This window comes from Zobellella iuensis, from assembly GCF_016746085.1.
GTDB classification, from domain to species: domain Bacteria; phylum Pseudomonadota; class Gammaproteobacteria; order Enterobacterales; family Aeromonadaceae; genus Oceanimonas; species Oceanimonas iuensis.
Genome location: NZ_JAERTZ010000018.1, coordinates 310707 through 322834 on the forward strand (window position 1 = coordinate 310707; position 12128 = coordinate 322834).

The window sequence follows — 12128 nt, forward strand, 5'->3', positions numbered from 1 at the left end:
TATGCAATCCTGGTTCCGTCCTCTGGCCATTGCCGTGGCCGCCAGCCTGCCCCTGGTGGCGCAGGCCAATAATCGCCTGTCCGTCTACGCTTGGGCCGAATACCTGCCCGACGCCGTACTGGCCCAGTTCACCAAGGAAACCGGCGTCAAGGTGGACTACGCCACCTTCGATTCCAACGAGGCACTCTATGCCAAGCTGAAGCTGCTGCAGACCAGCGGTGCCCGCGAAAGCTACGATCTGATCTTCCCCTCCAGCTACATGCTGAGCAAGATGGCGCGGGAAGGCATGCTGCAACCGCTCGACAAGAGCAAGCTGCCCCACCTGGAGCAGTTGGAGCCGAGCCTGCTGGACCGGGAATTCGATCCGGGCAACCAGTACAGCGTGCCCTACGCCTTCGGCAGCACCGCCATCGCCCTCAACCGGGACGAGCTGGCCGACGCCGAGGTGAACTCCTGGGCCAGTCTGTGGGACAGCCGCTGGCAGGGCCAGCTGATGCTGACCGACGACATCCGCGAGAACTTCCAGATGGCGCTGCTGACCTTGGGCCATTCCGCCAACAGCCAGGACGCGGGCGAGATCAAGGCCGCCTTTGAGAAGCTGCAGGCGCTGAAGGACAACGTGCTGCTGTACAACTCCGACAACCCGCGCATGCCCTACGTGACCGGTGAGGCCTCCATCGGCCTGATCTGGAGCGACCAGGCCTACAAGACCCAGCAGGACGGCATGAACCTGGAATACATCTATCCGGAAGAAGGCGCCATCTTCTGGGTGGACAGCGCCGCCATTCCGAGCAACGCCAAGTCGGCGGACGCCGCCCACCAGTTCATCGATTTCCTGATGCGCCCCGAAATCGCGGCGAGCATCATCGAGGAGCTGGGCATAGCGGTGCCCAACCAGGGCGCCAAGGCCCTGCTGCCCGCCGAGGTGGCCGAAAACCAGGTACTGTTCCCGAGTGGCGAAACCGTGGCCAAAGGCCACTTCCAGGACGATCTGGGCGACGAGGTGCTGGCCGTCTACGAAGAGCACTGGGTACGGCTGCGCGCCAACTAAGGAGCCGCCCCCTCCCCCATCAAGACCAAAGCCCGCATGATGCGGGCTTTTTGCTATTTTTTCCTGCCCGCCAGCAGCTCTTCCACATAGCGGCTGACCATCTGGGTGGCCGGGCCATAGCGGTGCTCGTCGAAATGGTTGTTGACCTGGCTCGGCTCCAGGTTGATCTCGATGGTATGGGCGTCGTGCATGGCCGCCTCGTGCACGAACCCCGCCGCCGGGTAGACGTTGCCCGAGGTGCCGATGGCGATGAAGATACTGGCTTGGCTCAGGGCCTGGTAGATACGATCCAGCAGCAACGGCATTTCGCCGAACCAGACCACGTGCGGCCGCAGCGGTTCGGGGAACTGGCAGCAGTGGCACAAATCCGTGGTATGCAGCGGGCCTGTCCAGGCCACCGTCTGGTTGGAATGGGGGCAGCGGGCCTTGAGCAATTCCCCGTGCATGTGCAGCACCTTCCGGCTGCCGGCCCGCTCGTGCAGATCGTCGATATTCTGGGTCACCAGGGTCACCTGCTCCGGCCATTCGGCCTCCAGCCGGGCCAGGGCATGGTGGGCGGCGTTGGGCTCCACCGTCTGCAGCAGCGCCCGGCGGGCGTTGTAGAAGCCGTGCACCAGCTCGGGATCCCGCCGGTAACCTTCGGGGGTGGCCACGTCTTCGATACGATGCTCTTCCCACAGGCCGTCGCTGGCCCGGAAGGTTCTGATGCCCGACTCGGCCGAGATACCGGCCCCGGTGAGGATAACGATATTACCTTTGCGCACGGAGGCACGCCTCTGCTGGATGAACTTGTATTCAGGCTAACAGCATAGCGGGTCGCAGGCCAATGCTGCCTTAGTCTAACCAGCAAAAAGCCAGGCTTGCGGCCTGGCTTGTGGTTTTACTCTGCGTCGTCGAGCAATGTTGTGTTTTCTACCCTGGCCTTGAGTTTCTGACCGGGGCGAAACGTCACTACCCGCCTGGCCGATATGGGAATATCCTCCCCGGTTTTGGGATTGCGCCCGGGGCGTTCACCCTTATTGCGTAATTCAAAATTGCCGAACCCGGAAATTTTGACTTGTTCACCTTGCTCCAGTGCAGTACGAATCTCTTCGAAAAACGCTTCGACCATTTCCTTGGCATCACGTTTACTTATGCCAAGCTCGGTGAACAAATGTTCTGCTATGTCGGCCTTGGTTAACGCCATACGCTTAATCCCTCAAGGAAGCATTAAACTCGTCGGAAAGGGCGGATACGATGCGCGCCACCGTATCGGCGATTTCCTTCTCTTCCAAAGTCCGTTGGGTATCCTGCAACACCAAGCTGAGCGCCAGGCTCTTCTTGCCGTCGGCAATACCTTGTCCTTGGTATACGTCAAACAAGTTTATGCCAACCACTTGATTTCCGCCAACTTTCCTAACTAAATCAAGGATATCCCCGGCGGCGACCGATTGCTCCACCACCAGGGCCAGATCCCGGCGGTTGGCGGGGAAGCGGGACACTTCGCCGGCCTCGGGCACCAGGCGTGCGGTCAGGGCGTCCAGCTCGATTTCAAACACATAAGCCTGGGATTTCAGCCCCAGCTTTTTCAGCAGGCTGGGATGCAGGGCACCGAGCAAACCCACCTGACGGCCAGCCCGCAACAGTGCGGCGGATTGCCCCGGATGCAGCGCCTTGATATCGGTGCGGGCAAAGCCGAAGTTCAGCTCGTCGGCGGTCAGGGCCAGCAGGCTCTCCACGTCCCCCTTGAGGTCGAAAAAGTCCACGCCTTTGTCGGCCATGTCCCAGTGCTCGTCCACCACCGGCCCCAGCAGCAGGCCGGACAGCACCGGGGTCTGGCGTACGCCGTTTTCGGCGGTTTCGTCGGGAATGAAGGTCAGGCCCTGCTCGAACAGCCGCAGCCGGGACTGCTGGCGGTTCTGGTTATAGACCGCCGCCTGGATCAAGCCCGGCCACAGGGACACCCGCATGGCAGACATGTCGGCGGCGATGGGATTCGGCAACACCATGGCTTCGGCCGCGGGGAACAGCAGCCGCTGCTGTTCCGGATCCACGAAGCTGTAGGTGATGGCCTCCTGGTAGCCGAGATCCACCAGGGCATCCTTCAGCCGGTTCAGGGGCAGCGCCGCCTCCTGATGACGGGACATGCTCAGGCCGGCCACCGGCGCCACGTTCGGGATCTGGTTGTAACCGTAGATACGGGCCACTTCCTCCACCAGATCTTCCTCAATGCCGATATCAAAGCGATAGCTCGGCACCACCGCCTGCCAGCCCTCGTGGGTCGGAGTGACCGCCAGTCCCAGGCGGGTCAGCATATCGGTCACCTGGTCGGCGGGAATGTCGATACCGATCAAGCGGTTGAGCTTGTCGTGGCGCAGGGTGACGGTGGCCGCCACGGGCAGCTCGGCGTCCGACACCGCCTCCACCACGGGGCCGGCTTCGCCGCCGCAGATGTCCAGCAGCAGCGCGGTGGCCCGTTCCATCACCTTGTGTTGCAGCCGGTAGTCCACGCCGCGTTCGAAACGATGGGAAGAGTCGGTGTGCAGGCCATAGCTGCGGGCCCGGCCGGTAATCGCCAACGGGCTGAAGAAGGCGCACTCCAGCAGCACATCACGGGTATTTTCATTCACTCCGGTGGCCTCGCCGCCGAAGATGCCGGCCATGGCCACGGCTTTCGAGTGGTCGGCTATCACCAGGGTATCGCCGTTCAGGCTGACCTCGTTGCCGTCGAGCAGGGTCAGCGTTTCACCCTGATCGGCCTGACGCACCACTATGCCGCCGTCGAGACGGGCCAGATCGAAGGCATGCATCGGCTGGCCCCACTCCAGCAAGACAAAGTTGGTGACGTCCACCACCGGATCTATGCTGCGGATACCACTGCGGCGCAGCTTTTCCTGCATCCACAGGGGCGTTTCGGCCGTGACGTCGATGTTCTTCACCACCCGTCCCAGGTAGCGGGGGCAGGCGGCAGGGGCGTCCAGCCGGATGTCGACCTTGTCGTCGATAGTGGCCGGCACCATCGGGATCTCGGGCCAGTTGACGTCCTGCCGGTTCAGTACCCCGACTTCCCGGGCCAGCCCGGCCATGCTCAGGCAGTCGGCCCGGTTGGGGGTCAGATCCACTTCGATGATGGCGTCGTCGAGGCGCAGGTAGTCGCGGAGCCCGGTACCGATGGGCGCATCGGCGGGCAGTTCGATAATACCGTCGGCGTCCACCTCGATACCCAGCTCACTATAGGAGCAGAGCATGCCGTGGGAAGGTTGGCCGCGCAGCTTGGCTTTCTTGATGGTGAAGTCGCCGGGCAATACGGCGCCGACCACGGCCACCGCCACCTTCAGGCCCTGGCGGCAGTTGGGCGCACCGCAGACGATGTCGAGCAGCTCGTCCGCGCCCACGTCGACCTTGGTGACCCTGAGCTTGTCCGCGTCCGGGTGCTGGCCGCATTCGACCACCTGGCCGACCACTACCTGGCTGAAGGCAGCGGCCACCGGCGCTATGCCGTCCACTTCCAGACCGGCCATGGTGATCTGCTCGGCAAGAGCCTCGGCATCCAGACCGGTATTGACCCATTCGTCCAGCCATGATTTTGAAAATTTCATTATTGCTCCTGCCGCTTACCGGAATTGCTTGAGAAAACGCAGATCATTTTCGAAGAAGGCGCGCAAGTCGTTGACGCCGTAACGCAGCATGGTCAGGCGCTCGACCCCCATGCCGAAGGCAAAGCCGCTGTAACGCTCGGGATCGATGCCCACCGAACGCAACACGTTGGGATGCACCATGCCGCAGCCCAGCACTTCCAGCCATTTGCCGTTCTTGCCCATCACGTCCACTTCGGCGCTGGGCTCGGTAAAGGGGAAGTAGGAGGGGCGGAAGCGGATTTGCAGATCCGCCTCGAAGAAGTTGTTGAGGAAGTCGTGCAACACGCCCTTCAGCTGGGTAAAGCTGACATTCTCGTCCACCAGCAAGCCTTCCACCTGATGGAACATGGGAGTGTGGGTCTGATCGTAGTCGTTACGGTAGACCCGGCCCGGCGATATGATGCGGATCGGCGGCTGTTGCTGCTCCATGGTGCGGATCTGCACGCCCGAGGTCTGGGTGCGCAGCATCAGCTTGGGATTGAAATAGAAAGTATCGTGATCGGCCCGCGCCGGATGGTGCGCCGGAATGTTCAGGGCGTCGAAGTTGTGGAAATCGTCCTCGATTTCGGGGCCTTCCGCCACCTGGAAGCCGAGTTCGCCGAAAAAGGACTCGATGCGCTTGATGGTGCGGCTTACCGGATGCAGGCCGCCCGCCGACTGGCGGCGTCCGGGCAGGGTGATGTCCAGGGTTTCGGACGCCAGCTTCTGGTTCAGTTCGGCCAGTTGCAGTGCCTCGCGCTTGCTGTTGAGGGCATCGCCCACCGCCTGTTTGGCGTGGTTGATGGCCTGGCCGGCGGCGGGACGTTCTTCGGCGGACAGCTTGCCCAGGGCCTTGGATTGTTCGGTGAAAATCCCCTTCTTGCCCAGATAGTGGACCCGGATTTCATCCAGTTCGACGGCGTTGGCGGCAGCCTGGATCTCCGCCTGTGCTTTGACGATCACGTCTTCCAGCTGATCCATGTGTTCCTCGTACTTGCCCGCGACAGGGCGGACGCTAAATAATTTGAAAGGCCTTGATAATAAAGGAAATGCCCCGCTCCCGCCACCACTGAGCCGGCTCGGGGCCAACAAAAAAGGAGGCCGGAGCCTCCTTTTTTATTTAATCGTCTGAACGACTTAAACCAGGGCTTCTTTGGCTTTGGTAACCAAAGCGGTGAAGGTGGTCTTGTCGTGCACGGCGATGTCAGCCAGGATCTTGCGATCGATTTCAACGGAGGCTTTTTTCAGGCCATCGATGAAGCGGCTGTAGGACAGACCGTTCTGACGGGCCGCCGCATTGATACGGGCGATCCACAGCTGACGGAACTGACGTTTTTTCTGACGGCGGTCACGATAGGCATATTGACCGGCCTTGGTTACGGCCTGGACGGCAACGCGATAGACGCGCGAACGGGCACCGTAGTAACCTTTGGCCTGCTTCAGTACTTTCTTGTGACGAGCGCGGGCAGTAACACCACGTTTAACTCTTGGCATTGTTCACTCTCCTCTTAAGCGGTCGGCAGCATGGATTTGATCTGAGCGACGTCAGACGCGGCCACCAGACACTTACCACGCAGCTGACGCTTACGCTTGGTGCTTTTCTTGGTGAGGATGTGACGCAGGTGGGATTGCTTGCGCTTGAAGCCACCGGAGCCGGTTTTCTTGAAGCGCTTGGCAGCGCCCTTGTTCGATTTCATTTTCGGCATAAAAACTCCGCATTGTTAATAACAACAAACAGCAAGGCGAGCCGGGCAAGTCATTGCCCGACTACTTGCAGGGCCTTACTGTTTTTTCTTCGGGGCAAGCACCATGACGGCTTGACGACCTTCCAGCTTGGGGAAGGCCTCGACCACGGCCAATTCGTCCAGATCCGCTTTGATGCGGTTGAGCAAATCGAAACCGAGCTCCTGGTGCGCCATTTCACGACCGCGGAACCGCAGCGTAACCTTGGCTTTGTTGCCCTCTTCCAAAAAGCGAATCAGGTTGCGTAGTTTTACCTGATAGTCGCCCTCATCGGTACCGGGCCGGAATTTGATTTCCTTGACCTGGATTTGTTTCTGCTTCTTCTTTTGTTCCTTGGTAGCCTTGCTCTTCTCGTAGAGGAACTTGCCGTAATCCATGATACGGCAAACGGGCGGCTCCGCATTGGGACTGATTTCCACCAGGTCTACACCTGCGCCGGCGGCGGCTTCGAGTGCCTCGGTAATGGACACAATGCCTAATGCTTCGCCTTCCAGGCCGACCAGACGGACTTCTTTCAGTCGGATTTCTTCATTCAGTCGATTGCGAGGAGCTGGTTTGCCCCCTTTTTTAGCGCCTTTTATAACCTATCCTCCACTGTTTTCTTACCGCGAGTACGGATCTCCTGCTGAATCAGCTGAGTCAGCGCTTCTACGTCGAAGGTACCGAGATCCTGTCCTTTCCGGGTACGAACCGCTACTTGGCCGGCTTCGACTTCTTTATCGCCGCAAACCAGCATGAAAGGTACCCGCTTCAGAGTATGCTCGCGGATTTTAAAGCCTATCTTCTCATTTCTCAAGTCCGCTTTGGCCCGAATGCCAACATTATTCAAACTGTTAGCCAGATTGCGGGCGTAGTCGGCCTGATTGTCGGTAATATTGAGCACCACCACCTGGGTGGGAGCCAGCCAGGTCGGAAACAGGCCGGCGTATTCTTCGATCAGGATGCCGATGAACCGCTCGATGGAGCCCAGGATGGCGCGGTGGATCATCACCGGCACGTGGCGGTCGTTGTCTTCACCCACGTAGCTGGCCCCCAGGCGGCCCGGCAGCGCGAAGTCGAGCTGCACTGTGCCGCACTGCCAGGCCCGGTTCAGGCAGTCGTGCAGGGTGAATTCGATCTTGGGACCGTAGAAGGCCCCCTCCCCCGGCTGCAGTTCATAGGCGATGTCATTGGCCTTGAGCGCTTCTTCCAGGGCCAGTTCCGCCTTGTCCCAGATCTCGTCGCTGCCGATGCGCTTTTCCGGCCGGGTCGACAACTTGACCGCGATATTGGTGAAGCCGAAAGTGCCGTAAGTGTCATATACCATCTGGATGCAGGCGGAGACTTCTGCCTGTATTTGCTCTTCGGTACAGAAAATGTGGGCATCGTCCTGGGTAAAGCCGCGTACCCGCATCAGGCCGTGCAGGGCACCGCTCGGCTCGTTGCGATGGCAGCAGCCGAATTCCGCCATGCGCAGCGGCAGATCCCGGTAGGACTTGAGCCCCTGGTTGAAGATCTGCACATGGCCCGGGCAGTTCATCGGCTTGATGGCATACTCGCGGTTTTCGGAACTGGTGGTGAACATGTTCTCGGCGTACTTGTCCCAGTGGCCGGATTTCTCCCACAGTACCCTGTCCATCATGAAGGGACCCTTGACCTCTTCATACTGGTACTCGCGCAGCTTGTCGCGCACGAAATGTTCCAGTTCGCGGAAGACGGTCCAGCCGTCGTGGTGCCAGAACACCATGCCCGGCGCTTCTTCCTGCATGTGGTAGAGGTCGAGCTGCTTGCCTATCTTGCGATGGTCGCGCTTGGCGGCTTCCTCCAGCTGGGTCAGGTAGCCTTTGAGCGCTTTCTTGTCGGCCCAGGCGGTACCGTAGATGCGCTGCAGCATCTTGTTCTTGGAATCGCCCCGCCAGTAGGCGCCGGACACCTTCTGCAGCTTGAAATGCTGGCAGAAGCGCATGTTGGGCACGTGCGGGCCCCGGCACATGTCGACGTACTCTTCGTGGTGATAGAGGCCCGGCTTGTCGTGCTGGCTGACGTTCTGATCCAGGATTTCAATCTTGTAGGATTCATGCCGCCGGGCGAAGGTGTCCCGCGCCTCCTGCCAGCTGACCTTCTTCTTGATCACCGGGTACTCGGTCTTGGCCAGCTCCAGCATGCGGGCTTCCAGCTTCTCGATGTCTTCTTCGGTCAGGGTATGATCCAGATCCACATCGTAATAGAAGCCGTTGTCGATCACCGGACCTATGGCCATCCTGGTTTGCGGCCACAGCTGCTTGATGGCATGGCCCAGCAGGTGGGCACAGGAGTGGCGGATGATGTCCAGGCCATCCTGATCCTTGGCGGTGATGATGGCCAGCTCGGCATCCTGGGATATCGGGTCGCAGGCATCCACCAGTTCACCGTTGACCCGGCCGGCGATGCAGGCCTTGGCCAGGCCGGCCCCGATATCCTGGGCCACATCCAGTACGGAAACGGCATGTTCAAAATGGCGTTGGCTGCCATCGGGAAGCGTAATTGTCGGCATGAAGCGTCCTTAACAGTGGTGCACCCTACCAAAGTGCACATGTAGTGTATGAAAAGTGAAAAAATTCATGACTGCCCCGACCATCTGGCTTTACCTTGCCAGTCTGGCGCGCCTTATGGTGCTACCCGGCGGCACAGGTCAGGGAGAGCAGACTCTACCAAACTTGAACACTTCCCGCCATGGCTGGCCAAGGATTATAGGCACTGCCGTTCGGCCCTGTGCTTCAGCTGGATAAAGCGGCTGTGGGGAATATAGAGCAGATCGGCAATCTGGCGGATCACCGCTTCCTCCAGGGGATCCAGCACCCCGTCGGTAAAAGCGATCAGCCAGAGGGCATGGAGGATGTTTTCCCGTTGCCCTGCCGGCAGGGTCTTGAGGCGGGAGGTGAATTCGTAGAGCGAGGCCGACTCCTGCTGCTGTACCCTGCCCTGCTCCAGCCAGTCGTGCACCTCGCCCTGGGTCTGGCCGAACAAGCGGGCCAGCAGCTGTTCCATCCGCAGCTGCTCCGCTGCACTGTCCGAGCCGTCGGCCAGCATGACTTCGGTCAGCAAGGCCGCCACCGCCACCTCTTGGCTCAGCTCGATCGGCTCCGCGGGTCTAGTACTTTCAAACCATTTTTTCAGCTTATCTATCATGGGGTCTCCAATTTTGATCCCGATGCGGTTTGCTCGCTTGCGCATGGCCTATACTGTTGACAAACCAAGCCTAAGCGGAGGCATTATGTGGCCAGTGATCGCCAATCAGATCTCGGAAGCAACCGGCAGCGACTTCACCATCCTCGACAAAAAGCCGCTGTCCGGGGGTGATATCAACCAGGCATTCCGGATTTCCGACGGTCATAAAAGCTACTTCGTTAAGTTAAATGACCGTGCCCGGGTGGATATGTTCCGCTGCGAATGGAACAGCCTGGACCATCTGCTCCGTACCCAGACCCTGGTGATCCCCAAACCCATCTGCTGTGGTACCACCGTCGGCAGCAGTTTCCTGGTACTGGAATATTTGCCTCTCGGCGAGTCGGACGAGCAGGACTGGCACATGCTCGGCCGTCAGCTGGCCCACCTGCATCGTAGCCACAGCCAGCCCATGTACGGCTGGGATGAAGACAATTTTCTCGGCACCAGCGTACAACCCAATGCCTGGCATAAAAAGTGGTCCACCTTCTTTGCCGAACAACGGGTCGGCTGGCAACTGAAACTGCTGGAAGAAAAAGGCATCCGTTTCGGCGATATCGAGGAAATCGTCGGCGCTATCAAACTGCGACTGGCCAACCATCATCCCAGCGCCTCCCTGTTGCACGGCGATCTCTGGCGTGGCAATCTTGCGTTTACCGAGCACATGGGGGTGCTGTTTGACCCTGCCAGTTATTTCGGTGATCGGGAAACGGATATCGCCATGACCGAGCTGTTCGGACAGTTTCCCCTGGTCTTTTACCAGGGCTACCATGCCGTCTGGCCGCTGGATGAAGGCTATACCGAACGGCGGGAGCTCTATAACCTGTATCACCTGCTCAATCATGTGAATCATTTTGGCGAGCCTTATTTTGCTCAGACCAAGACCAGTCTATATCGGGTTATTGCCAGTTAGGAGATGCTATGCCCCATCCCGTGGTATTGATTACCGGTGCCGCCAAGCGCATCGGTGCCGAAATGAGCCGTTACCTTCATCAGCGAGGCTACCGGCTGGTTTTGCACTACCATCGCAGCGAATCCCCGGCCATCGCCCTGGCCCGGGAGCTGAATGCCCAACGGCCGGACAGTGTCCGGCTGGTGTCTCAGGATCTGACCCGGCTCGATGAACTCAAGGAAATGGCCGACAGGGTGCTGAGCTGTTTTGGCCGCCTGGACGGGCTTATCAACAATGCCTCCGCCTTCTACCCCACCCCCTTCGGTGAGGCGACGCCGACGCAATGGCAGGAACTGGCGACAACCAATGCGGCCGCCCCCTACTTTCTGACCCAGGCCCTGGCGCCGGCGCTGAAAGACAGCAGCGGCGCCATCGTGAACATGGTCGACATTCATGCAGAAAAAGGCCTGAAACACCACTTGCTCTACAGCATGGCAAAAAACGCCCTGGCTACCCTGACCCGCGGCCTGGCCGCGGAGCTGGCTCCCGGCATCCGCGTCAACGGTATCGCCCCCGGCGCCATCATCTGGCCGGAGCATGAGCTGAACGAAGCACAAAAGCAGCGGGTGCTGACGTCCATTCCGATGGGACGGCTGGGCCAGCCCAGGGAAATCGCCGAAACCGCTGCCTTTTTACTCGAGGGCCCCGGCTATCTGACCGGTCAGATAGTCGCGCTGGACGGAGGCCGCTCCTGCCAGGGACTACCAGAGGCCTGAAGCCGACCTGAAACGAGGACAAGCCCGATGCGTGACTATTTCGAACAGAATATCCTGTGTCCCCACTGCGGGCATCATACCCGCATTATGGTTGATGCCTCCGAAGGGGATCAGGACTACTACGAAGACTGCATGGCCTGCTGCAATTCCATCCATATCACCATCACCCGCAACGAACAAACGGATGAGGTGGAGGTGATGGTGGATGCCGATGACGAGCAATATTTCTGAGCGGGCGACGGGGTTCAGAACCTATTGTATGTTGGCATAATTTATCGACCGGCCAGCACCCGCTCCACCGTATCCACTATGGCCTGGGTCTGGGGGTCGATCTCGATGTTCACCCTGTCTCCGGGCAAAATAGTCCCCAAATTGGTGCGCGCCAGGGTCTCGGGGATCAAATGCACGGCAAAACGATCGGCTTTCACTTCCCCCAGGGTCAGGCTGATACCGTCGATGCCGATATAACCTTTGGTAAAGACATATTTGGCCAGCCCGGCCGGCAGCGCGAACCAGAGGCAGGTATTGGTGTCCCTTTCCACTCGCTCCAGCAGTTCGCCCTGGGCCATGATATGGCCGGACATGGCGTGGCCGCCGATCTCGTCGCCGAAGCGGGCCGCCCGTTCCAGGTTGACGCTGTCCCCCGTCCGTAACCGTCCGAGGTTGGTGACCCTCAGGGTTTCCGCCATCAGATCGAAGCTCACCCTGTCGCCCTCGATGCGGGTGACGGTGAGGCAGCAGCCGTTATGGGCCACGGAAGCCCCCGGCTCCAACCCGGGCAACAGCGCCGCCGGCAGCCGGACCACATGGGTGCGAAAATCGGCTTTATCGATTATTTCAAGCACAGTACCCTGGCCTTGCACAATTCCGGTAAACATAGTTCTCAT

Annotated in this window: 14 protein-coding genes; 4 read left to right on the top strand and 10 right to left on the bottom strand. The window is 59.8% G+C overall.

All coding sequences use genetic code 11. The features are described 5' to 3' along the window. Position 1: 1 nt before the first annotated feature. Positions 2-1051 (top strand): extracellular solute-binding protein, encoded by a 1050-nt coding sequence (locus JKV55_RS08250; RefSeq protein WP_202084054.1) that lies wholly within the window; start codon positions 2-4, stop codon positions 1049-1051. Between the two features lie 53 nt (positions 1052-1104). On the opposite strand, the gene cobB is transcribed toward JKV55_RS08250, so the two are convergent. The 9 genes from cobB to JKV55_RS08295 form a co-directional block, all read right to left on the bottom strand. Continuing rightward, on the bottom strand, positions 1105-1815 hold the full coding sequence (gene cobB, locus JKV55_RS08255) for a Sir2 family NAD+-dependent deacetylase (RefSeq protein WP_202084056.1): 711 nt from the start codon (positions 1813-1815) through the stop codon (positions 1105-1107). A 116-nt stretch (positions 1816-1931) separates the two neighbouring features. Further along, positions 1932-2237 carry an integration host factor subunit alpha gene (gene ihfA / locus JKV55_RS08260; RefSeq protein ID WP_202084058.1) on the bottom strand — a complete coding sequence of 102 codons (306 nt, stop codon included), beginning with the start codon at positions 2235-2237 and terminating at the stop codon, positions 1932-1934. A 4-nt stretch (positions 2238-2241) separates the two neighbouring features. Further along, complete coding sequence (gene pheT / locus JKV55_RS08265; RefSeq protein ID WP_202084060.1) at positions 2242-4629, bottom strand: phenylalanine--tRNA ligase subunit beta; 2388 nt, start codon at positions 4627-4629, stop codon at positions 2242-2244. Positions 4630-4644: 15 nt separating this feature from the next. Next, positions 4645-5628 (bottom strand): phenylalanine--tRNA ligase subunit alpha, encoded by a 984-nt coding sequence (gene pheS, locus JKV55_RS08270; protein ID WP_202084062.1) that lies wholly within the window; start codon positions 5626-5628, stop codon positions 4645-4647. Positions 5629-5784: 156 nt separating this feature from the next. Beyond that, complete coding sequence (gene rplT / locus JKV55_RS08275; protein ID WP_202084064.1) at positions 5785-6141, bottom strand: 50S ribosomal protein L20; 357 nt, start codon at positions 6139-6141, stop codon at positions 5785-5787. A 14-nt stretch (positions 6142-6155) separates the two neighbouring features. Beyond that, positions 6156-6353, bottom strand: coding sequence for a 50S ribosomal protein L35 (gene rpmI, locus JKV55_RS08280; protein ID WP_014292509.1), 198 nt, complete (start codon positions 6351-6353; stop codon positions 6156-6158). A 75-nt stretch (positions 6354-6428) separates the two neighbouring features. Further along, the gene (gene infC / locus JKV55_RS08285) at positions 6429-6971 is read right to left on the bottom strand and encodes a translation initiation factor IF-3 (protein WP_202084275.1); all 543 of its coding nucleotides are present in this window, start codon (positions 6969-6971) and stop codon (positions 6429-6431) included. Beyond that, on the bottom strand, positions 6968-8902 hold the full coding sequence (gene thrS, locus JKV55_RS08290; protein ID WP_202084066.1) for a threonine--tRNA ligase: 1935 nt from the start codon (positions 8900-8902) through the stop codon (positions 6968-6970). Before thrS ends, infC begins: the two co-directional genes overlap by 4 nt. Before the next feature lie 194 nt (positions 8903-9096). Further along, a complete protein-coding gene (locus JKV55_RS08295) occupies positions 9097-9537 on the bottom strand; it encodes a tellurite resistance TerB family protein (RefSeq protein ID WP_202084068.1) in 441 nt (146 codons plus the stop codon). Positions 9538-9622: 85 nt separating this feature from the next. On the opposite strand from JKV55_RS08295, the gene JKV55_RS08300 reads away from it, so the two are divergent. From JKV55_RS08300 to JKV55_RS08310, 3 genes are read left to right on the top strand one after another with little or no spacing between them, the layout of a single operon-like run. Next, entirely contained in the window at positions 9623-10486 is an 864-nt protein-coding gene (locus JKV55_RS08300; RefSeq protein ID WP_202084070.1) for a fructosamine kinase family protein, read from the top strand. An 8-nt stretch (positions 10487-10494) separates the two neighbouring features. After that, on the top strand, positions 10495-11241 hold the full coding sequence (locus JKV55_RS08305) for a pteridine reductase (RefSeq protein WP_202084072.1): 747 nt from the start codon (positions 10495-10497) through the stop codon (positions 11239-11241). Positions 11242-11268: 27 nt separating this feature from the next. After that, positions 11269-11472: a CPXCG motif-containing cysteine-rich protein gene (locus tag JKV55_RS08310; protein WP_202084074.1), complete on the top strand. Its 204-nt coding sequence runs from the start codon at positions 11269-11271 to the stop codon at positions 11470-11472. Positions 11473-11513: 41 nt separating this feature from the next. Here the strand turns inward: JKV55_RS08310 and JKV55_RS08315 are convergent, their stop codons facing one another. Next, entirely contained in the window at positions 11514-12119 is a 606-nt protein-coding gene (locus JKV55_RS08315; protein WP_202084076.1) for a riboflavin synthase subunit alpha, read from the bottom strand. Between the last annotated feature and the right edge of the window lie 9 nt (positions 12120-12128).

What these genes read in the sequence shown, in the direction of transcription:
- rpmI (WP_014292509.1), bottom strand. Translation starts at nt 6,353, where the DNA reads ATGCCGAAAATGAAATCGAACAAGGGCGCTGCCAAGCGCTTCAAGAAA.
- JKV55_RS08310 (WP_202084074.1), top strand. Translation starts at nt 11,269, where the DNA reads ATGCGTGACTATTTCGAACAGAATATCCTGTGTCCCCACTGCGGGCAT.
- JKV55_RS08250 (WP_202084054.1), top strand. Translation starts at nt 2, where the DNA reads ATGCAATCCTGGTTCCGTCCTCTGGCCATTGCCGTGGCCGCCAGCCTG.
- JKV55_RS08300 (WP_202084070.1), top strand. Translation starts at nt 9,623, where the DNA reads ATGTGGCCAGTGATCGCCAATCAGATCTCGGAAGCAACCGGCAGCGAC.
- thrS (WP_202084066.1), bottom strand. Translation starts at nt 8,902, where the DNA reads ATGCCGACAATTACGCTTCCCGATGGCAGCCAACGCCATTTTGAACAT.
- JKV55_RS08295 (WP_202084068.1), bottom strand. Translation starts at nt 9,537, where the DNA reads ATGATAGATAAGCTGAAAAAATGGTTTGAAAGTACTAGACCCGCGGAG.
- ihfA (WP_202084058.1), bottom strand. Translation starts at nt 2,237, where the DNA reads ATGGCGTTAACCAAGGCCGACATAGCAGAACATTTGTTCACCGAGCTT.
- JKV55_RS08305 (WP_202084072.1), top strand. Translation starts at nt 10,495, where the DNA reads ATGCCCCATCCCGTGGTATTGATTACCGGTGCCGCCAAGCGCATCGGT.
- pheS (WP_202084062.1), bottom strand. Translation starts at nt 5,628, where the DNA reads ATGGATCAGCTGGAAGACGTGATCGTCAAAGCACAGGCGGAGATCCAG.
- JKV55_RS08315 (WP_202084076.1), bottom strand. Translation starts at nt 12,119, where the DNA reads ATGTTTACCGGAATTGTGCAAGGCCAGGGTACTGTGCTTGAAATAATC.
- pheT (WP_202084060.1), bottom strand. Translation starts at nt 4,629, where the DNA reads ATGAAATTTTCAAAATCATGGCTGGACGAATGGGTCAATACCGGTCTG.
- rplT (WP_202084064.1), bottom strand. Translation starts at nt 6,141, where the DNA reads ATGCCAAGAGTTAAACGTGGTGTTACTGCCCGCGCTCGTCACAAGAAA.